Origin of the sequence: Thermoanaerobacter wiegelii Rt8.B1 (assembly GCF_000147695.2) — a bacterium.
GTDB classification, from domain to species: domain Bacteria; phylum Bacillota; class Thermoanaerobacteria; order Thermoanaerobacterales; family Thermoanaerobacteraceae; genus Thermoanaerobacter; species Thermoanaerobacter ethanolicus.
The window spans coordinates 1,441,603-1,462,640 of the sequence record NC_015958.1 but is presented as its reverse complement, the minus strand read 5'-3'; the positions used below and the strand labels follow the sequence as shown (position 1 = coordinate 1,462,640).

At 33.3% G+C, this 21,038-nt stretch carries 22 protein-coding genes and 1 pseudogene; 22 read left to right on the top strand and 1 reads right to left on the bottom strand.

Translation table 11 applies throughout. The features are described from left to right. Nucleotides 1-3 precede the first annotated feature (3 nt). The 14 genes and pseudogenes from coaBC to THEWI_RS07210 all read left to right on the top strand — a co-directional run bounded on the left by coaBC (nt 4) and on the right by THEWI_RS07210 (nt 13,777). Nucleotides 4-1,203 (top strand): bifunctional phosphopantothenoylcysteine decarboxylase/phosphopantothenate--cysteine ligase CoaBC, encoded by a 1,200-nt coding sequence (gene coaBC, locus THEWI_RS07275; RefSeq protein WP_014062958.1) that lies wholly within the window; start codon nt 4-6, stop codon nt 1,201-1,203. Between the two features lie 50 nt (nt 1,204-1,253). Further along, a complete protein-coding gene (priA, locus tag THEWI_RS07270) occupies nt 1,254-3,452 on the top strand; it encodes a primosomal protein N' (protein WP_014062957.1) in 2,199 nt (732 codons plus the stop codon). A gap of 19 nt (nt 3,453-3,471) precedes the next feature. Beyond that, the gene (gene def, locus THEWI_RS07265; RefSeq protein WP_014062956.1) at nt 3,472-3,951 is read left to right on the top strand and encodes a peptide deformylase; all 480 of its coding nucleotides are present in this window, start codon (nt 3,472-3,474) and stop codon (nt 3,949-3,951) included. A 3-nt stretch (nt 3,952-3,954) separates the two neighbouring features. After that, nucleotides 3,955-4,884: a methionyl-tRNA formyltransferase gene (gene fmt / locus THEWI_RS07260; RefSeq protein ID WP_041589327.1), complete on the top strand. Its 930-nt coding sequence runs from the start codon at nt 3,955-3,957 to the stop codon at nt 4,882-4,884. Nucleotides 4,885-4,904: 20 nt separating this feature from the next. Further along, nucleotides 4,905-5,657, top strand: coding sequence for a DUF116 domain-containing protein (locus THEWI_RS07255; RefSeq protein ID WP_014062954.1), 753 nt, complete (start codon nt 4,905-4,907; stop codon nt 5,655-5,657). Nucleotides 5,658-5,662: 5 nt separating this feature from the next. Then, the gene (locus THEWI_RS07250) at nt 5,663-6,346 is read left to right on the top strand and encodes a zinc metallopeptidase (protein ID WP_014062953.1); all 684 of its coding nucleotides are present in this window, start codon (nt 5,663-5,665) and stop codon (nt 6,344-6,346) included. A gap of 18 nt (nt 6,347-6,364) precedes the next feature. Then, a complete protein-coding gene (gene rsmB, locus THEWI_RS07245) occupies nt 6,365-7,699 on the top strand; it encodes a 16S rRNA (cytosine(967)-C(5))-methyltransferase RsmB (protein WP_014062952.1) in 1,335 nt (444 codons plus the stop codon). A gap of 15 nt (nt 7,700-7,714) precedes the next feature. Then, a complete protein-coding gene (gene rlmN / locus THEWI_RS07240; protein WP_014062951.1) occupies nt 7,715-8,743 on the top strand; it encodes a dual-specificity RNA methyltransferase RlmN in 1,029 nt (342 codons plus the stop codon). A gap of 7 nt (nt 8,744-8,750) precedes the next feature. Continuing rightward, on the top strand, nt 8,751-9,494 hold the full coding sequence (locus THEWI_RS07235; protein WP_014062950.1) for a Stp1/IreP family PP2C-type Ser/Thr phosphatase: 744 nt from the start codon (nt 8,751-8,753) through the stop codon (nt 9,492-9,494). Continuing rightward, nucleotides 9,491-11,368 (top strand): Stk1 family PASTA domain-containing Ser/Thr kinase, encoded by a 1,878-nt coding sequence (pknB, locus tag THEWI_RS07230; RefSeq protein ID WP_014062949.1) that lies wholly within the window; start codon nt 9,491-9,493, stop codon nt 11,366-11,368. Before THEWI_RS07235 ends, pknB begins: the two co-directional genes overlap by 4 nt. Next, nucleotides 11,369-12,250, top strand: a complete 882-nt coding sequence (gene rsgA / locus THEWI_RS07225; protein WP_014062948.1) for a ribosome small subunit-dependent GTPase A — start codon at nt 11,369-11,371, stop codon at nt 12,248-12,250. A 3-nt stretch (nt 12,251-12,253) separates the two neighbouring features. Further along, nucleotides 12,254-12,903 (top strand): annotated as a pseudogene (gene rpe / locus THEWI_RS07220) (ribulose-phosphate 3-epimerase). Continuing rightward, entirely contained in the window at nt 12,900-13,535 is a 636-nt protein-coding gene (locus tag THEWI_RS07215) for a thiamine diphosphokinase (RefSeq protein ID WP_014062947.1), read from the top strand. The pseudogene rpe and the gene THEWI_RS07215 overlap by 4 nt, the downstream one beginning before the upstream one ends. A 59-nt stretch (nt 13,536-13,594) precedes the next feature. Further along, nucleotides 13,595-13,777, top strand: a complete 183-nt coding sequence (locus THEWI_RS07210) for a hypothetical protein (protein ID WP_003869214.1) — start codon at nt 13,595-13,597, stop codon at nt 13,775-13,777. Nucleotides 13,778-13,813: 36 nt separating this feature from the next. On the opposite strand, the gene rpmB is transcribed toward THEWI_RS07210, so the two are convergent. Beyond that, nucleotides 13,814-14,002, bottom strand: a complete 189-nt coding sequence (gene rpmB, locus THEWI_RS07205; RefSeq protein ID WP_003868220.1) for a 50S ribosomal protein L28 — start codon at nt 14,000-14,002, stop codon at nt 13,814-13,816. A 189-nt stretch (nt 14,003-14,191) separates the two neighbouring features. On the opposite strand from rpmB, the gene THEWI_RS07200 reads away from it, so the two are divergent. The 8 genes from THEWI_RS07200 (at nt 14,192) to coaD (ending at nt 21,024) form a co-directional block, all read left to right on the top strand. Further along, nucleotides 14,192-14,542 (top strand): Asp23/Gls24 family envelope stress response protein, encoded by a 351-nt coding sequence (locus THEWI_RS07200; RefSeq protein WP_014062946.1) that lies wholly within the window; start codon nt 14,192-14,194, stop codon nt 14,540-14,542. Nucleotides 14,543-14,552: 10 nt separating this feature from the next. Further along, nucleotides 14,553-16,133 carry a DAK2 domain-containing protein gene (locus THEWI_RS07195; RefSeq protein ID WP_014062945.1) on the top strand — a complete coding sequence of 527 codons (1,581 nt, stop codon included), beginning with the start codon at nt 14,553-14,555 and terminating at the stop codon, nt 16,131-16,133. Nucleotides 16,134-16,145: 12 nt separating this feature from the next. After that, nucleotides 16,146-18,191, top strand: coding sequence for an ATP-dependent DNA helicase RecG (recG, locus tag THEWI_RS07190; protein ID WP_014062944.1), 2,046 nt, complete (start codon nt 16,146-16,148; stop codon nt 18,189-18,191). Between the two features lie 17 nt (nt 18,192-18,208). Beyond that, nucleotides 18,209-19,051, top strand: a complete 843-nt coding sequence (locus tag THEWI_RS07185) for a DegV family protein (protein ID WP_014062943.1) — start codon at nt 18,209-18,211, stop codon at nt 19,049-19,051. A 115-nt stretch (nt 19,052-19,166) separates the two neighbouring features. After that, nucleotides 19,167-19,394, top strand: coding sequence for an alpha/beta-type small acid-soluble spore protein (locus THEWI_RS07180; protein ID WP_003869210.1), 228 nt, complete (start codon nt 19,167-19,169; stop codon nt 19,392-19,394). Between the two features lie 145 nt (nt 19,395-19,539). Beyond that, on the top strand, nt 19,540-19,767 hold the full coding sequence (locus THEWI_RS07175) for an alpha/beta-type small acid-soluble spore protein (RefSeq protein ID WP_003869209.1): 228 nt from the start codon (nt 19,540-19,542) through the stop codon (nt 19,765-19,767). A 217-nt stretch (nt 19,768-19,984) separates the two neighbouring features. Next, nucleotides 19,985-20,545 (top strand): 16S rRNA (guanine(966)-N(2))-methyltransferase RsmD, encoded by a 561-nt coding sequence (gene rsmD, locus THEWI_RS07170; RefSeq protein WP_279625584.1) that lies wholly within the window; start codon nt 19,985-19,987, stop codon nt 20,543-20,545. Further along, nucleotides 20,542-21,024 (top strand): pantetheine-phosphate adenylyltransferase, encoded by a 483-nt coding sequence (gene coaD / locus THEWI_RS07165; protein ID WP_014062941.1) that lies wholly within the window; start codon nt 20,542-20,544, stop codon nt 21,022-21,024. The genes rsmD and coaD overlap by 4 nt, the downstream gene beginning before the upstream one ends. Nucleotides 21,025-21,038 lie beyond the last annotated feature (14 nt).

Below are 21,038 nucleotides of genomic sequence, written 5' to 3'. Positions count from 1 at the left end.
GAAATGAATACAAGCAAAAAAAATGTAGTATTAGGGGTTACAGGAGGTATAGCAGCTTATAAAGCTGCAGACCTTACATCTCGACTAGTAAAAAAAGACATAAATGTGGATGTCATAATGACAAAGGAAGCTACAAATTTTATAAGCCCTCTCACTTTTGAGGCTTTAACTAACAATAAAGTAGTTGTTGACATGTTTACAGACAGGAAATATTGGGAAATTGAACATATTTCTTTAGCAAAAAAAGCTGATGTATTTGCAATAGTTCCTGCAACCGCAAATATTATTGCTAAGATTGCTCATGGCATTGCAGACGATATGTTAACTACTACTATTCTTGCTACAAAGAGTCCTGTATTAATTGCTCCCGCCATGAATACAAACATGTATACCAATCCTGTAACTCAAAAGAATATTAAAATTTTAAAAGAATATGGTTTTTTATTTGTGGAGCCAGCTGCCGGAAGGCTTGCTTGTGGAACTTATGGTGCAGGAAGATTGGCTGATGTAGAGGAGATTGAAAAAGCTATTTTAGAATTATTGTACAAAGAGAAAAAAAGAGATTTTGAAGGGAAAAAGGTATTAGTAACAGCAGGGCCTACTCGAGAGCCTCTTGACCCTGTAAGATACATTACAAATCGCTCTTCGGGTAAAATGGGCTATGAGATTGCGAAAGCTTTAATAGAAAGAGGAGCACAAGTGATTTTAGTTTCTGGCCCTACTTATATAGAGGTACCTAAAGACGTGACTTTTATCCCTGTAGAAACAGCGGTAGATATGTACAATGCTGTCATGATGCACCTTAATGAAGTAGACATTGTCATAGGGGCTGCAGCTGTTTCTGACTACAGACCTAAAGAGATGAAAAAAGAAAAGATAAAAAAAGATGATGAGAAATTAACTATTGAGTTGGTTAAAAATCCAGACATAATGTATGAAGTAGGACAGAAAAAAGGAAACCAGATTTTGATAGGCTTTGCTGCTGAAACTACTAATTTAGTAGAATATGCAAAAAGAAAGTTAAAGGAGAAAAATATGGATTTAATAGTTGCAAATGATGTATCTCAAGAAGGAGCAGGTTTTGAAGTAGACACTAATATAATAAAAATCATAGACAGAGATTTAAACGTAAAGGAGTATCCTTTGATGACAAAGATAGAAGCTTCTCATGTGATATTAGATGAAATAGCTAAATTGTTGTAAGGCCTTTCGGCTTTTTTTATTTGGTAAATATTTAATAGGCGGAGGTTGCCATGTTTGCCGAGGTCGTTGTAGATATTAAATCTTCTAATACTGACAGGGTATATACTTATCGGATTCCTGAAGGAATGGATATAAAAGTTGGAATGAGGGTATCTGTTCCTTTTAATAATAGGTTTATAGAGGGTTATGTAATAAGTACTACTGACAAGGCGTCTTATTCAGTGGATAAAATAAAGGATATCCATAGGATTTTAGACAGCTATAGCATATTTGATGAAAAAATGATTGAACTGGCTAAGTGGATGAAGGAATATTATAAATGTTATTTTTCTGAAGCTCTCCAGACTATAATGCCTGTAGGGATAAAGCAAGGGGAAAAGAAAGTAAAGGTTGTGAAAATAAATATTGATGAGATACCTTTCCAACTTTCTAAAAGAGCCCCTAAGCAATATGAGATTTTACAATATTTAAAAAATAGAAGTCCTATTAGGCTTTCTGAGCTTGTCAAGGTGCTCAATATAGACTATGGAGTTATAAGAAGTTTACAAAATAAAGGGTATATAGAAATTTATGAGGAAGAAGTTTTGAGATTTAATATAAAAGATATTGAAAGGACTAAACCTTTATCTTTGACAGAGGAACAAAAAAGAGCTGTAGAAGAAGTTAAAAAATCTATCTTGACAGGTACTTTTGATAAATATTTGCTTTTTGGAGTTACGGGAAGTGGCAAAACTGAAGTTTATCTTCAATTAATAGATGAAGCTATAAAAATAGGCAAAAGCGCTATAGTTTTAGTACCAGAAATCTCATTGACGCCTCAGACTATTGAAAGGTTTGTGGGTCGATTTGGCAATAGAGTGGCTGTAATTCACAGTGGCCTTTCACCGGGAGAGCGTTTTGATGAATGGCGAAAAGTAAAAAATGGTTTAGTGGACGTAGTAGTTGGTGTGAGAAATGCAGTTTTTGCCCCTTTTAATAATCTTGGACTTATTATAATTGACGAGGAGCATGAGACTACCTACAAACAATCAGACTTAAGACCTAAATATAATGCTAAAGAAGTGGCAGAAAAGCGGTGTGAAATAGAAAAAGCAGTTCTGGTTATGGCCAGTGCTACTCCTTCTTTAGAGACCTATTATAAAGCTAATAAAGGAGAATATAAACTTATAAGACTTACAAAAAGGATTAATGTTTCTATGCCGCAGATAGAAGTTGTCAATATGAGTGAGGAATTGGCAAGCGGAAATACTTCAATATTCAGTCGTAAATTATTTTCCTATATAAAAGAAAATCTTAAAAGGAAAGAGCAAACTATTCTTTTTTTAAACAGAAGAGGATACTCTTCATTTGTTTCCTGCAGAGATTGCGGTTATGTGCCTAAATGTCCTAATTGTGATATTTCTTTAACTTATCATTTTGAAGATAAAAAATTGGTTTGCCATTATTGTGGTTATGAGGAGACTATGAAAGAAACATGCCCTAAATGTGGAAGTAAAAGGATTAGGTATTTAGGCATAGGGACCGAAAGGGTAGAAAACGACATAAAAAAGTTTTTTCCTAATGCAAGAGTTTTGAGGATGGATGTAGATACCACAAGAAAAAAAGGGTCTCATGAGAAAATTTTTTATGACTTTAGAAATGGTAAGGCAGACATTCTAATCGGTACGCAAATGATATCTAAAGGCTTTGACATTCCAAATGTTACGTTGGTGGGAGTAATACTTGCGGATATAACTTTAAATCTTCCTGATTTTAGGTCCAGTGAGAGGACTTTTCAGCTGCTTACTCAGGTAGCTGGAAGGGCAGGAAGAGGTGAAAAGCCTGGAAGAGTAGTAATACAGACCTATGAAGATGACCACTACAGTATAGTTACTGCAAAACAGCAAAATTATGTGAAGTTTTACAACGAAGAGATAAAATACAGAGAAATTTTTAGATATCCTCCCTTTTCACATCTAATGAATATAGTGATATCAGGAGAAGAGGAAGAAGAAGTTAAAAACACTGCTGCAAACACTTATTTAACTTGTCAAAAGCTTATTAACAAACTTCAAAATAAGAGTTATAATAAAATACTAGGACCTGCTCCAGCTCCTATAAGTAAAATAAACAACCGATATAGATGGCAGGTCATTTTAAAAAGTGAAGATAGAAATATCTTGACAGAGATAGCAGAAGAAATTCAAAAGATGAAATATCCTAAGGATATAAGGATAGCTGTAGACATTGACCCTTTGAATATCATGTAAATTTAAGGAGGTATTTATTTTGGCAATAAGGTATATTAGAAAAAATGGAGATGAGGTCTTAAAGAAAAAAGCAAAACCTGTTACAGAGATAAATCCTCATATTCTCACTATATTAGAGGATATGGCACAAACTATGTATCTCAATGATGGAGTTGGATTAGCTGCTAATCAAATAGGAGTTTTGAGAAGGTTAGTTGTCATAGATGTGGGAGAAGGACTTTTAGAGCTTATAAACCCTGAGATTGTGTATGAAGAAGGAGAACAGGTAGGGGCCGAAGGCTGTTTAAGTATTCCGGGAGTAGTAGGAGAGGTTAAAAGGCCTAAAAAAGTAAAAGTAAAATATTTGGATAGAGAAGGTAAAGAGAGAGAAATTGAAGGAGAGGATTTACTGGCAAGAGCTTTATGCCATGAAATAGACCATTTAAACGGGGTTCTGTTTATAGATAAGGCTATAAGATTTTTAGATGAAGAAGAGAAAGAAAATGTCAAGGAGGTATGATTGTTGAAAATTGTCTTTATGGGGACGCCTGACTTTGCCGTCCCCTCTTTGCAAAAACTTTTTGAAGAAGGGTATGATGTGGCTGCAGTGGTTACGCAGCCAGATAAACAGAAAGGAAGAGGAATGAAACTTAGTTTTTCCCCTGTCAAAGAAGTGGCATTGCAAAAAGGAGTAGAAATTTTACAGCCGGAGAAAATAAAAAACAACCCAGAGTTTTTAAACAGATTAAAAGAGATAAATCCCGATGTCATAGTTGTTGCAGCTTATGGAAAGATTTTGCCTGAAGAGGTTTTGACACTGCCCAAATACGGCTGCATAAATGTCCATGCTTCTCTTTTGCCAAAATACAGAGGAGCTGCTCCGATTAATTGGGCTATAATCAATGGTGAAAAAGAAACGGGTATTACTACAATGCTTATGGATAAGGGATTGGATACAGGAGATATGCTTATCAAAAAATCTATTCCTATTTTAGATAAAGATGATGCGGAAACACTTCATTATAAGCTTTCTCGATTAGGAGCAGAGGTTTTGATAGAAACCTTAAAGGCGTTAGAACAAGGTACTTTGCTTCCTGTGAAACAGCGGGAAGAGGAGGCTTCTTATTCACCAATACTTACTAAAGAAATGGGACATATAGATTGGAATAAAACGGCAGAAGAAATACGAAATTTGATAAGGGGAATGAAGCCTTGGCCTGGTTGTTATACTTTCTATGGGGATAAAATGCTAAAAATCTGGAAAGGCGAAATAGTTGAATACAATGGGAATGAAGAAAATGGAACAGTTTTAAAGTCAAAAGGGGACTTAATCGTGAAATGCGGTAAAGATGCCCTAAAGATAGTAGAAATTCAACAAGAAGGTTCTAAAAAAATGGGTATTAGTGAATATTTAATAGGTCACAATATACCTGAAGGGACAATCTTTAGATAATTTAAAAAGGAGAATTACTTTTGAAGGGGAAAAAAAGAGTTTTTTTGGGGATATTGGCAGTTACCTTTTTGGTTTTTACTTTAATTGTTTTGGGAATTTTATACGTAATAAATAGAGGTAGAATTGAACTTTATAAATATCTACTTATGACGTTAATGATTTTTGTTCTCTTTTTGATGGCTTTAATTGTAGCTGTTATTGGAGCAACTTTTTATGTGGTGGTCAGTAAAAAATCTAACAAATTTTTAAGCTCTTTCATAGCAAATTTTTTAGACCTTTTTTATCCTTTAGTGGTATTTGTAGCAAGAGTTTTGGATTTAAAGATTGAAAAGGTAGAGCAGTCTTACATTGAAATAAAGAATTTTTTGTTTAATAAAAATATAAAGAGATATGCTCCACAAGACATATTGATATTGGCACCTCATTGCATACAATACAGCGGATGTAAATTTAAAGTGACTTATGATATAGATAATTGTAGACGATGTGGGAAGTGCCAAATCAATGATTTAGTAAACTTTAAAGAAAAATATGGTGTAAATGTGGCAGTTGCTACAGGAGGTACTCTTGCAAGAAAAGTAGTAAAGGACACAAAGCCAAAGGTAATAATAGCAATTGCTTGTGAAAGAGATTTGACAAGTGGCATGCAAGACGTGAAGCAAATCCCTGTTTATGGTATAATAAATGAGAGACCTAATGGTCCTTGCTTTAACACTCGGGTAGATGTGCAAAAAATTGAAGAGACTATAAAAAAATTGTTAAATGGAGGGTGAATAATATGTTTTGGGATACCACAATAATACTTTTAATACCTGCTTTAATATTTGCTATGTATGCACAAGCTAAGGTGCAGAGCACTTTTAGCAAGTATGCTCGCGTCAGAAATAGATATGGATATACCGCAGAGGAAGTAGCGAGAAAGATATTGGATAGTATGGGGCTTTATGATGTTAGAATTGAAAGGATACCGGGCAATTTGACTGACCATTATGATCCAAGAGCAAAAGTTTTAAGACTTTCTGAATCTGTTTATGGGAGTGAATCTATAGCTGCAATAGGAGTAGCTGCCCATGAAGCAGGGCATGCGATACAACACGCAAAAGGCTATGTGCCTTTGACTGTAAGAAACAGTCTTGTTCCTGTAGCTAATTTAGGGGCTAATTTAGCTTGGCCTTTAATAATTTTGGGATTTTTCATGGGTGCTCCTGGATTACATTTGATAAATATAGGTATACTTCTTTTTAGTGCAGCAGTGCTTTTTCAGGTTATTACTTTGCCTGTGGAATTTGATGCAAGCAATAGAGCAATAGCGCTTCTTCAATCAAATGCGCTTTTTACAAGAGAAGATATTGAACCCGCTCGGAAGGTTTTACAAGCTGCTGCTTTGACTTATGTAGCTGCAGCATTAGTTTCTATTATGCAGCTTTTAAGATTGATTATTATAAGAAATAGCAGAGAGTAAAGGAGAAAAATACAATAAATGAAACCAAGAGAAATAGCGTATAAAATACTTCAAGAAGTGTTGTCAAAAGAAGCTTATGCGAATATTTCCTTTAATAAGCATTTAAGAAGTCAAGAATTAAAAGAAATAGATAGAGGTTTTACTAAAGAGTTGGTATTTGGTGTTATTGAAAGAAAGTACACATTAGATTTTATACTTTCTTTTTTTGTAAAGAAGGCTCCGGATTTAAAAACCATGATTTTTCTTGAAATGGGATTATACCAGCTTTTGTACATGGACAAAGTTCCTTCTTATGCAGCTATAAATGAGACAGTTAATATAGCTAAAAAAGTATTAGGGATAAAGAGAGCAAATTTTATAAATGCAGTTTTAAGAAACTATGAGAGAGAAAAAGAAAAAGTAATTTTCCCTGATAAAGAGAGGGATTTAAAGCAATATTTGAAGGTAACATATTCTTATCCTGATTGGATTGTGGAAAGATTACTAAATAATTATGATGAAGAGAAGGCAGAGGCGCTTTTAAAAAGTTTAAATGAAAGGCCTGAAATTTGCTACAGGGTTAATACTCTAAAGATTGATATTGAAGATTTGAAAAGGCTATTAGATTCTGACGGTATTGTTTATAAAAAAGGTTATTATCTAGAAGAAGCACTGTATATAGATATTAAAAACCCTGAAAGGCATCAATTGTACAAAGAAGGGCTTATTTACATTCAGGATGAGGCTTCTATGTTGGTTTCTAAAACTTTAAATCCTAAAGAAGGAGACACAGTATTAGATGTGTGTGCTGCTCCTGGTGGTAAAACGACTCATATAGCACAATTGATGAAAAATAGTGGTGAAGTTATCGCTTTTGATTTGCATCCTCATAGATTAGAGTTGATAAAAGAAAATTGTAAAAGATTAGGAATTACAAACGTAAAAACTGAAGTCTTTGACTCTACTTTTGTCAATGAAAAGTATTTGGAAAAGGCTGATAAAGTCTTAGCAGATGTTCCTTGTACAGGTATCGGTATAATCAGAAAAAAACCCGATATTAAGTTAAAGAATTATACGAGAAAAGAAATTTCAGAATTAATTGAAGCTCAATATAAAATCTTAGACTCCAGTTCAAAATATGTAAAAAAAGGTGGATTTTTGGTGTATAGTACCTGCACTATAGGAAAGGAAGAAAATCAAAATGTAATAATGAAATTTTTAAAAGAACACCCTGATTTTAAATTGGTTGATATAAAAGCTGAGATGCCAAGTGGATTAAGCATTGAAACTGATTCTTTAGGATATGTACAAATTACACCTTTAGAACATGAAATTGATGGCTTTTTTATAAGTAAGTTGAAAAGAATAAAATAGTGGAGGTATTTTAAGTTGTACAATTTAAAGGATATGACCTTGGAAGAAATGGAAGAATTTTTTGTAAATATTGGAGAGAGTAGATATAGAGCTAAGCAGATTTACAAGTGGATTTACGACAAAAAAATTACAGATTTTGACGAAATGACAGATATCTCTAAGAATTTGCGCTCAAAATTAAAAGAAATTGCTTATATTTCACAACTGAAAATTGAAGCAAGAAGGGTTTCTGAAGTAGATGATACGGTGAAATACCTTTTTTTGCTGGAAGACAACAATATTATTGAAGGAGTTGCTATAAAATACAGGTTTGGAAATACTGCTTGTGTTTCTACTCAAGTAGGGTGCAATATGAGATGTAGCTTTTGTGCTTCTGCTATTGGAGGTAAAGTTAGAGATTTGAAAGCTTCAGAGATGATAGACCAAGTTATTGCTATAGACGGCGACTATGGCAAGATTTCTAATATTGTTTTGATGGGAAGTGGGGAACCTTTTGACAATTATGATGAAGTGATGAAATTTATAAAAATAGTGAATAACCCCCAGGGTTTAGGAATAGGCGGCAGGCATATAACTATATCTACTTGTGGAATAGTTCCTAAAATTTATCAATTTGCAGATGAAAAACTACAGGTTAATTTATCTATTTCATTACATGCTCCTAATGATGAATTGAGAACTCAACTAATGCCAATAAATAAGGCTTATCCATTAGAGGAATTGATGAAAGCTTGTAAGTATTATGTAGAAAAAACAAGGCGCAGGATAACTTTTGAGTATTCTTTAATTGAAGGAGTAAATGATAAAAAAGAACATGCGTATCAATTGGTTGATTTATTAAAAGGGATGTTGTGCCATGTCAATTTGATACCTATTAATTATGTAAAAGAAATAGGCTTTAAAAAGGCAAACAATGAAAAAGTTATGATGTTTAAAAAAATTATTGAAGATGCAGGGATATCGTGTACAGTGAGAAGGGAATTGGGAAGCGATATTGAAGCTGCCTGTGGACAGCTGAGGAGAAAGTATTTAAAGGAAAGGTAGGGTTTTTATGATTGTAGCTGCCCTAACTGATATTGGCAATGTGAGAGAAAAAAATGAAGATTATTATTATGCCTCAGAGGAAAAAGATTTGCCACTGTTTATTGTAGCAGATGGAATGGGAGGCCATAATGGGGGTGAAGTTGCAAGTAAGTCTGCAGTTGAAGCCACTGTTGATTATTTTAAAAAGAATTATTTTAAACTACATGATAAAGAAATTTTCTCTATAGAAGGTTTTATAGAGAAATCAATTAAATATGCTAATAAAGTTGTTTATTCTCAAGCCTGTTCAGAGTGTGAATTAACTGGGATGGGTACTACCCTTACTTTGTTATTTTTTGAAAAAAATCATTTTTTTATAGGACATATTGGAGACAGTAGGGCTTATTTAATAAGAGATAACCACATAAAACAAATTACAGAAGACCATTCATTTGTAGAAGAACTTGTAAAAATGGGTAAAATAACTCATGAAGAAGCCCGAGTTCATCCTCAAAAAAATATAATAACCAGGGCTTTGGGAGTTGATGAGGATGTAAAAGTAGATATATTTCATGACACTGTTATGCCAGAAGATATTTTGCTTTTATGCACAGATGGGCTTACTAATTTGGTGACAGACCAACAAATTTTAGATGAATTTACTAAGAATGAAGATATAAATACCTCTTGTGTTAATTTGGTAAATCTTGCAAAGGCTAACGGTGGATACGATAACATAACTCTTATTGCTGTTAAGGAGGTGACATCATGATTGGACGTATATTAGGTAACCGCTATGAAATATTAGAGAAAATTGGCGAAGGCGGAATGGCTAAAGTTTACAAAGCAAAGTGTCATCTCCTTAACAGAATAGTGGCAATCAAGATTTTGAGGCCTGAATTTGCAGCAGATGAGGATTTTGTAAAAAAATTTAGAAGAGAATCTCAGGCAGCAGCAAGTCTTTCTCACCCTAATATAGTGAGTATATACGATGTTGGGCAAGAAGGGGATATTTACTACATTGTGATGGAATATGTAAAGGGACGTACCTTAAAAAAGCTTATAAGTGAAAATGGTGGGCCATTAGAGGTAGGTAGAGCGATAGAAATAGCACGACAAGTTTGCAAGGCATTGGACCATGCCAATAGGAATCGCATTATTCACAGAGATATAAAACCTCAAAATATTCTTGTTACTGATGACGATGTGGTGAAAGTTACTGATTTTGGAATTGCACGAGCTGCGAATGGTTCTACTATAACTTACACTGGAGATGTAGTAGGGACTGCTTATTATTTTTCGCCTGAACAGGCAAGGGGTGGAATAGTAGATGAAAGGACGGATATTTACTCTTTAGGAATCGTCCTTTATGAAATGTTAACGGGAAAAGTGCCTTTTGAGGGCGATAGTCCTATTTCTGTTGCTTTAAAACACATTCAAGAAGATATAATCCCCCCTTCAAAGCTAAATGACAAAGTGCCGAAAGAATTAGATCAAATAGTTTTAAAAGCTACTCAAAAGGATGTAAATCTAAGGTATCAAACTGCAGCAGATTTTCTTAAGGACTTAGACACTTTTTTGCGAAACCCTAAAGAACTAAATTTCAAAGAAGAAGAAATCACAAAAACACGAGTGATTCCTTCTAAAGATGTAGAGGAGTTAAAGAGAGCGGCACAAAGGAAGGAAAAAGAAAAGAAAAGGAGAAATGTCATAAAAAGAATAGCAACTGTTTTATTAATTCTCTTGCTACTGGCTTCTTTAGCTTATGGTACGATGTATGTCCTCAATAACTTTTTCAAAGTAAGCGATGTGGTAGTTCCAAATGTGGTGGGTTCGTCATTAAATCAGGCAAGTAAAATTTTGTCAGACCATAATTTAAAAATGGAGATAAGTGAAGAGCGGTATAGCGATAAACCTGAAAATACTATTTTATCTCAAGACCCTCCACAAGGGAGCGTAGTAAAAGTTGGAAGTACGGTCTACGTGGTGATTAGTAAAGGTAAGCAAGTTGTTGTGGTGCCTAATGTGATAAATAAAGATTATTTAGAGGCTAAAAATATTCTTGAGAATATGGGCCTCAAAGCAAATATTATAGAACAATATAATGACCAGTTTCCTAAAGAGTATGTTTTTGACCAAAATCCAAGACAGGGAGTACAGGTAGAATATAACACAGTGATTGATCTGTATGTTAGCAAAGGTCCACAGCCTGCAATAATGCCTAACGTAGTTAATATGACATTGGAGGAAGCGACAACTGCCTTAGAAAATGCTGGTTTAAAATTAGGTAAAGTCATTTATAAAGAGACAACTGATGTACCAGAAAACATTGTGTTAGAGCAAAGTGTTCCTCCAAATAGTGAGGTTCAAAAGGGAAGTCCGATAGATTTAATTGTTAGCAAGATGCCTCAAGATTCTTTACAACAACAAACTAAAAATGTTATTATTAAATTGCCCGACAAACCGGGTACTATGAAAGTGGATGTGTATGTAATACAAAACGGACAAAAGAATCTAGTATATTCTGCCGAGCACACTTATCAAGACAGTCCACTTACAGTGCCTGTTACGGCATATAAAGGTAAAGCTACGCTTGAGGTGGATATAGATGGACAGGTATATAGTACAGTGGAGGCGAGATTTTAATTGACAAGGATTGAAGGAAGAATTGTACGAGGGATAGCTGGATTTTATTACGTAGCTACAGAGCACGGCATTGTAGAATGCCGTGCTCGTGGAAAGTTTAGAAAAGATAATATTACTCCCTTAGTAGGTGACATTGTAGAAATTCAAATGATAAACGATAGTGAGGGGTATATTCTAAACATTTTACCACGAAAAAATGAACTTACAAGGCCTCCAGTAGCTAATGTAGACCAAGCGATAATAGTATTTGCTATTGTCAGGCCAGAGCTTAATCGAGTTTTGCTAGATAAAATGATTGTTTTAGCAGAGAGCAATGATATTGAACCTGTAATTTGTATCAATAAGGTGGATTTAAAAGAGGATAGAGAGGCTTTTGATTTGGTGACTATTTATCAGAAAATAGGATATAAAGCAGTGGCTACTTCTACAGTTACAAAAGAAGGAATTGAGGAATTAAAATCTTATTTAAAGGACAAGGTTTCATTTTTTGCAGGCCCTTCTGGAGTTGGGAAATCCTCTTTGATTAATTCTATTCAGTCAAATATAAAATTAAAGACAGGGGAAGTCAGTGAAAAGCTTTTAAGAGGCAGACACACTACAAGAAGTGTAGAACTTTTATCTCTTGATTTTGGAGGGTATGTTTTAGATACGCCAGGTTTTACTGCTTTGACGTTGGATATTGCTAAGGAAGACTTACGGTATTATTTTAAAGAATTTTTAGAGCTTCAAAAGGGATGCAAGTTTTCTTCTTGTCTTCATGTAAATGAGCCAGATTGCAATGTTATAAAGGCTGTGGAAGAGGGATTAATAGATAAAAACAGATATTTGAGTTATCTTTCTCTGCTAAAAGAATTAAAGGAAAAAGAGAAGAGGAGGTACTAAAAATTGAAAATAGCTCCTTCAATATTATCTGCAAATTTTGCGAATTTATTAGAAGATGTAAAAAAATAGAAAAAGATGCTGACCTTTTACATATTGATGTAATGGATGGCCATTTTGTTCCAAATATCACCATTGGACCAGTAGTTGTAAAGTCCCTTAGAAAATTTTTTTCTCTTCCTTTTGATGTCCATTTGATGATTGAAAATCCGGATTTGTACATAGAGGAGTTTGCAAATTCAGGAGCGGATATTATAACTGTCCACCAAGAGGCTTGTATACACTTACATAGGACAATACAAAAAATAAAAGGCTACGGCAAAAAAGCTGGGGTTTCTTTAAATCCAGCTACCTCCTTAGAGACTTTAAAATATATATTGCAAGATGTTGATATGGTGTTGATTATGACAGTAAACCCCGGCTTTGGAGGACAAAAGTTTATAGACTCAATGCTTAAGAAAATTGAGGAGTTAAATAAACTTAGAGAAACTTTGAAGCTAGATTTTAAGATTGAAGTAGATGGGGGAATAAATATTCATAATGTGAAAGAAGTTGTTAGAGCAGGAGCTGACATAATTGTAGCCGGTTCTGCAATTTTTGATTCTTCAAATCCTGCCCAAACTATAAAAGAATTTAGAGAGGCAATAGAAAAATGAAAGTTTTAATTATTTCTAATGGAGATATAAAAGATTATAATTTTTATGAAAAGCTATTAAAGGATGTAGATATGGTAATATGTGCAGATGGTGGAGCGAATCATGCTTACCAAATGAAGATAAAACCAGACCTTATAATAGGAGATTTTGATTCAATAAAAGAAGAAATTTTAGAGTTTTATGAGAATGAAGGGGTAAGAATAGAAAAGTTTCCTCCTATGAAGGATGAGACAGATACGCAACTGGCAATGTTAAAAGCTATAGAATTGGGGGCAACAGACGTTACTTTTATGGGGGTGATTGGAGAAAGATTTGACCATTCTTATGCAAATCTTTCACTTTTACTCTATCTACTAAATCGCAATATTAAGGGTAAAATTGTAAATGAAAAGAATGAAATATATTTGATAAATAAATTTATAGAGGTTGAAGGTAAAAAAGGAGAACTTTTGTCTTTACTGCCTTATTCAAAGGAAGTAAAGGGAATATACACTAAAGGTTTGTTTTATGGTCTTTCAGGTCAAAGTATGGATTTAGAGATGCCTTACGGTATAAGCAATGTTTTTACAGAGGATAAAGCCACTATAGAAATAGAAGAAGGACTTTTATTAGTGATAAAGCCAAGAGAATAGTTTCAAAATCCCCTTCCAATGAATAGTATATAGTAACTAAAGAGGGAGGGGGTGTTTTTATGGATAAATTTTTTTATAAGCTGAAGCGATTAAATAGGCAATTGAATTATTCGCTGGGATATATACTGATGGCTTTGGGTGTATTGATATTTGTTATGTATATTCCTGCCTGGTTGTGGATGATTTTTCTAGGAATTTTTCTTGTAATAGCCGGTTATTATGTAAACATATATTTTAAGTGAAAAAATAAAAAAGCGTGCAAAAATGCACGTCTTTCTTTATAATGCTCTTTGTACTTTTCCTGCTTTTAAGCATTTTGTACATACATGGAGTCTAACAGGAGTACCATCTACTATAGCTCTTACTTTTTTTATGTTAGGTTTCCACTTTCTTATGGATTTTCTGTGGGAGTGGCTATATTGATAGCCTGCTAAAGGCCCTTTTCCACAAATATCGCACTTAAGCATAGTTGCACCTCCTTTGAAAGACAATAATATTTTATCAAAAAATAATTACTTGCACAATAGAAAAATTAACACAACGATATTATTTTATCATCATCTTTTGTAAATGTAAATACCTTTACAATAAAGTTTAGTTGATGTTATTAAAATATTCAGGTAAAATATAAGTTAAGATTGATTGGAGGGGTATTAATGATTCAAATAAAAAACAAATATGGCACAATAAATATTTCAAATGATACAATTGCTGCTATAACCAGTAGAGCAGTATCTGAGTGTTATGGAATAGTAGGGCTAGGGAGGAAAGGAGCAAATGGATTAATTGAAATATTTAAAACAGAAAATTCAGGGAGAGGAGTCAAAGTTTTAGCTACAGAAGATGGTGTAACACTGGAAGTTTATATAGTTGTCCTATACGGTGTAAATATAAAAACTGTTTCAGCGAATGCTATTGAAAAAGTGAAATATGCTGTCGAGAAATTTGTAGGAGTAAAAGTGGAAAATGTAATAATAAATGTTCAGGGAATTAAAGTTGATAATTGAGGAGGAAGTTATGTTGAAGTACTTAGATGGAAAAACTTTAAAGAACATGATGATTGCAAGCTCTAATTATCTTTTTAACAATAAAGTAGAAGTTGATAAACTTAATGTTTTTCCTGTTCCAGATGGTGATACTGGCTCTAATATGGCGTATACAATGCAATACGCTGCCAAAGAGTTAGAAAAATCACAAGATACGATAAAAGACGTTTTAGATGCTATTTCTAAAGGCACCTTGATGGGGGCAAAAGGTAATTCTGGAGTTATTTTGTCCCAGATTTTTAGAGGCTTTTCTAAACGACTTAGAGATACAAAAAAGATAACTCCTTGCGATTTTGCAGAAGGCTTGAAAGCTGGTGTAGAGGTAGCTTATAAAGCAGTTATGAGACCTGTAGAAGGTACTATTCTCACAGTATGTAGGGAAACTGCAGAAGAGGCTGAAAAAATATGTAAACAAGTTGAAAATTTTGAAGAATTCTTCCCGAAGATTATTGAAGCTGCAGAAAAGTCCTTAGAAAACACCCCCAATCTCTTACCAGTTTTAAAAGAGGCTGGAGTAGTTGATTCTGGTGGAATGGGATTTGTGTATGTATTAAAAGGGATGTTTGAAGGGTTTAACGGAAACAAAATTGAGCCGATAGAAGTTTTAGAAGGGATAGTAACAAATAAGCAAGTTGTGGAGGATTTAAGATTTTTATATTGTACAGAAATATTAGTCAAAACAAAAAAGACTTATGCAGAAGCTATTTTAAAAGAGAAATTTGGCAAATTTGGAGATAGTTTGGTGTTAGTTTCAGATGATGACATTTTAAAAGTCCATGTGCATACCAACAATCCTGGATTAGTATTAGAAGAAGGACTTAAAATAGGTGAACTTATAAAAGTAAAAATTGACAATATGAAAATACAACATGAAAGTTTGGTAAGTGAAGAGCGAAAGCCTGAAAAAAAATATGGGGTTTTGGTTGTAGTTAACGGAGAAGGAATTAAAAATCTTTTTTCAGAACTGGGTTGTGATGTTATTATAAATGGTGGACAAACGATGAATCCTAGTACAAATGACATTTTAGAGGGTATAAAAAAGATAAATGCGGAAAATATTTTAGTTTTTCCTAATAATAAAAATATAATAATGGCTTGCGAACAAGCAAAAGCCTTATCAAATAAGGAAGTAGAAATAATCCCAACAAATAATTTTAATGAAGCTATATCTGCCATTGTAAATATTGATACTGAAAAAAGTTTAGAGGAAAATGTAACTAGAATAAAAGAAATATTAAGTAATATAAAGACAATTGAAGTGACTTATTCAATAAGAGACACGCAAATAAACGGTTTTGAAATCAAAAAAGGAGATGTGTTAGGTTTTATAAATGACAGTCTGGAATCAGTAGGAAAAGATTATAATAAAGTAGCACAAGAATTGATTTATAAAGCTTTAGATGAGGATTCTTCATTAGTTAGCATATATTATGGGGAAGAAGTTACAAAAGAAAAAGCGGAGGAATTGAAAAATTCTCTTTCCGTAGAGGCAGATGTGGAAATTTATTTTGGAGGTCAGCCGCTTTACTATTATGTTATATCAATAGAGTAAAGGTGAAATGAAATGCCTTTAAATCTGGATATTCAGTACGTAAAAGGAGTTGGACCTAAAAGGGCAAAACTTCTTAAAAAATTGGGAATAAACACAGTAGAGGACTTATTATTCTATTTTCCCAAAGATTATGAGAATAGAAGCGATATTTTAAAGATTGAGGACCTAAAAGTTGGGGAAAAACAAACTTTTAGAGGTTATATTGCAGGTAGTCCCCGAGAAATAAAGACTTCAAAAGTTATCATAACTAAAGTGCCTGTAAAAGATGGAACAGGTGCAGTAGAATTAGTTTGGTATAATCAACCCTATATAAAGAATAATTTTAAAATTGGTGAAGAATATATAATAAACGGCAAATTGCAATTTAAATATGGGCAGTTAATAGTAGAAAATCCTGTTTTAGAAAAAAGTGAAGATCTTAAATTAAACACTGGAAGGATAGTTCCTATTTATGGGCTTACAGAAGGGTTGACGCAAAATGCTATCAGGAAGATAATGTTTAATGCGCTTCATGATTATGTACAGGAAGTGGAAGAGTTTTTTGATGAAGAATTTTTATCTGAAAAAGGATTAATGGATATAAAGAACGCACTAATTAATATAAATTTCCCCCAAAATGAGGCATATTTAGAACAAGCAAAATACAGATTTAAATATCAAGAACTTTTTTTGCTGCAAATGGCCTTATTTTTAATGAAAAGGTCTGTCAAAGAAAAAAAAGGAATAAAATTTGAACGGATAGATTTAAAGCCTTTTCTCATGGGATTGCCTTTTAAATTGACTTCGGCACAGATAAAAGTTTTAAAAGAAATAATTGCAGATATGAATTCTCACAAAGTGATGAATCGATTGGTGCAGGGAGATGTGGGCTCTGGTAAAACGGTTGTTGCAGCGTGTAGCATGTACATTGCTGTCAAGAATGGCTATCAAGTGGCAATGATGGCTCCTACAGAAATACTGGCAAAACAGCATTATTATACATTAAAAGAGCTTTTTAAAAATACTGATATAAAAATTGGACTTTTGTCTGGAAGCATTTCACCTTCTAATAAAAAAGAAGTATTAGAAAAAATCAAAAGTGGAGATTATGATATTGTAGTAGGGACACATGCACTAATAGAGGATGACGTGATTTTTAACAATTTAGGACTTTGTATAACTGATGAGCAGCACCGTTTTGGAGTGAGACAGAGGGCGCTTTTGACACAAAAAGGTGAAAATCCTGATGTTTTGGTTATGACAGCTACACCAATTCCTCGTACATTGGCTCTCATTCTTTATGGAGATTTGGATATATCAATAATTGACCAATTACCTCCTGGAAGAAAAAAAGTCAAAACCTATGTTATTTCTTCTTCTGTGAGAAAAAAAGCCTACGAGTTTGCAATGAAGGAAGTGAAAAAAGGAAGGCAAGTTTATGTAGTGTGTCCCCTAATTGAAGAATCTGATAAAATAAATGCGATGTCTGCCGAAATAGTATATAGAGAAATTTATAAAGATGCTTTTAAAGAAGCTAAAGTAGGACTTTTACACGGTAAAATGGCGGACAGCGATAAAGAGAAGATTATGGAAGAATTTGTGAATGGAAAAATTGATATTTTAGTTTCGACTACAGTAATAGAGGTGGGAGTAAATGTACCTAATGCAACAGTGATGATTGTAGAAAATGCAGAAAGATTTGGACTTGCACAGCTTCACCAATTGAGAGGTAGAGTTGGCAGGTCAGAATTTCAGTCTTACTGTATTTTGATTAGTTATTCTAATTCCGACATAGCTAAAAAAAGACTGGGTGTTTTAGCTCAAACTTCTGATGGATTTAAAATTGCAGAAAAAGATTTAGAAATAAGAGGGCCAGGTGAATTTCTAGGATTACGACAGCATGGACTTCCTGAATTTAAAATTGCTAACATTTTTGAAGACATAGATGTTTTAAAGAGAGTGCAAAAAGATGTAGAAGAGTTACTGGAAAAAGACCCTAAACTTGAAAACTATCCAAAGCTAAGAAGTATTTTACTTAATCAATTTTATCAAAAATTAGAAGGAATAATATTAAATTAGAGAAGGAGAATAGTAGTATGGAAAAGATAGCAATTGTAACAGATAGCTTGTCTGACATACCTGAGGATTTAGTGAAAACTTATAGGATATTTATAGTTCCTCTGACTATCAATATTGATGGTGTAAGTTACAAGGATGGGGTAAATATAACAAAAGAAGAATTCTATGGACTTTTAAAAGAGGGGAAAATGCCTACAACTACTCAAGCTTCACCAGTAGAATTTATGGAAGTTTTTAAAGATTTGTTAAAAAGTTATGATTACATAATTGCTATAATTTTATCTTCAAAATTAAGTGGTACTTATCAATCAGCTGTGATTGCAAAAGATATGGTGGACCCAAAAAGAATTGAGGTTATCGATTCAAGACATTATTCTTTAGGAAATGGCATGTTAGTTCTTCAAGCTGCTAAAATGGCAGTAGCAGGAGCTTCAAAAGAAGAAATTCTTCAAAGAGTATACGAATTAATTCCTAAAATTAGGTATATAATGGCTTTTGATTCTTTGGACTATCTATACAGAGGAGGACGTCTAGCTAAATCACAGGCTTTTATAGGAAATATTTTAAATATAAAGCCTATTTTAATGAATGATGATGGGGAATTAAAAATAGTAGATAAGGTTAGAGGTCAAAAAAAGGTTATTCGCTGGATAATTGATTATATGAAAAATACAGGAGTAGATTTTACAGAGAGAGAAGTGGGATTAATTCATACAGATAAAGAAGAATTTTTAAATGAAATAGAAGCCGCCTTAAGAAGTGAGTTAGGAATAACTAAGTTTTTAAGGTCAAGAGCTGGCTGCGGAATAGGTACCCATGCAGGGCCTGATGCGGCAGGAGTGTTTTTTGAGGAAAAATAAATTTTTATTATTTGCCATTTCAATCACTTTTATACATTTTTGAAAACAAATTTATAGTTTATAAAAAAGCAATTTGGTTAAATTAATAATACAAACACAAATGGAGGTGATTGAAATGGCAGCAGGATCAGAAACCAAAAATCCTCTTGTGGTAAAAGAGGCAAAACAGGTTATGAGCCAATGGAAATATGAAATAGCAAGAGAATTAGGAATAACTCCTCCAGCTGATGGCTACTGGGGCAACCTCACATCTCGCGATTGCGGTGCTGTAGGTGGCCACATGGTAAGAAAGATGATACAAATGGCAGAAAGCCAAATGGCTAGCAAAGGAACTTGGAAATAAATCATATTATTAATATAAAAAAAGGATATCCCTTTGGGATATCCTTTTTTTATATTAATAAGGTATATATAGCAATAGTTTACAGGTATATAACCTAAATAGCGGGTTAAATTAATAATGGAACATGATTTAGGAGGTGATTAAAATGGCTGTAGGATCAGAAACTAAGAATCCTCTTGTGGTAAGAGAAGCAAAACAGGTTATGAGCCAATGGAAGTATGAGATAGCTAATGAATTAGGGATAACTCCTCCAGCTGATGGTTACTGGGGCAACCTCACATCAAGAGATTGCGGTGCTGTAGGTGGCCATATGGTAAGGAAAATGATACAAATGGCAGAAAGCCAGATGGCCAGCAAAGGAACTTGGAAATAAAATAATTTATAATAAAAAAGGGCAGTCCTTGTGATTGCCCTTTTAAAATTTTAATCCAGGTAGTTGCCTACCTGGACTGGGAGAGGAGAAATTGAAGGAAGAATTTTGGGGAAATTTCTGTTCCCATAAATATTATTTGCCATTTTGAAAAAATTTTATACATATTTTTTGTGATATTTTTTAAAAATATGCTAAAATAATTGTTGAAGTGGGGGTAATGTCTTTGAGAGTGATAGCAGGTAAGTTAAAGGGAAGAAAGGTAAAATCTTTAGATGGCAGTGAAGTGCGGCCAACTGCTGATAGAGTTAAGGAATCACTGTTTAATATATTGATGAATAAAATAGAAGGAAGTATTTTTTTGGATTTATTTGCGGGCACAGGTAATATAGGCATCGAAGCATTAAGCAGAGGGGCCCAGTTTTGCTATTTTGTAGATAAAAGTTTAAAAAGCATAAAATGCATAAGGGAGAATGTAGCTGAATTAAATTTAATACCTTTTGCTAAAATACTTCACCGAGATGTGTTGAAAGTTATTGAAATATTAGACAAAAATAACACAAAGTTTGATATAATATTTTTAGATCCCCCTTATTATCAAAACCTTGCCGAAAAAACTCTTATAAAGCTTGGAGAGGCTAAAGTTTTAAAGGAAGACGGCATTATCATAGCAGAACACCATAAAAATGATAAAATAAGAGAAAGGTATGGAAATTTAGTAAAGATAAGGGAAAATAAATATGGGGAGACGATATTATCATTTTATAAGGAGGAAATATGAAAACTGCAATTTATCCAGGGAGTTTTGATCCAGTTACCTATGGACACATTGATATTATAAAAAGAGGAGCAAATCTGTTTGATAAGCTTATTGTAGCTGTGCTTTTAAATCCGTCGAAAAAGCCTTTATTTTCAGTGGAAGAAAGGGTAGAGCTTTTAAAAGCGGTAACTTATGATATTCCTAATGTAGAGATCGATTATTTTGATGGTTTATTGGTAGATTATGCTAAGAAAGTCAATGCTAATGCTATAATAAAAGGCTTAAGAATGGTATCTGATTTTGAATATGAGTTCCAAATGGCGCTAATCAATAAAAAATTAAACCCTTCTGTTGAAACTATTTTTTTAATGACTAATGCAAAGTATGGATATTTAAGTTCCAGTGTAGTAAAAGAAATTGCACAATTTGGCGGTTGTCTTTCTGAGTTTGTGCCTGATATTGTGGCTCAAAAATTAATGGAAAAATTTTCAGATAATTAAAGGGGGTTTTATTT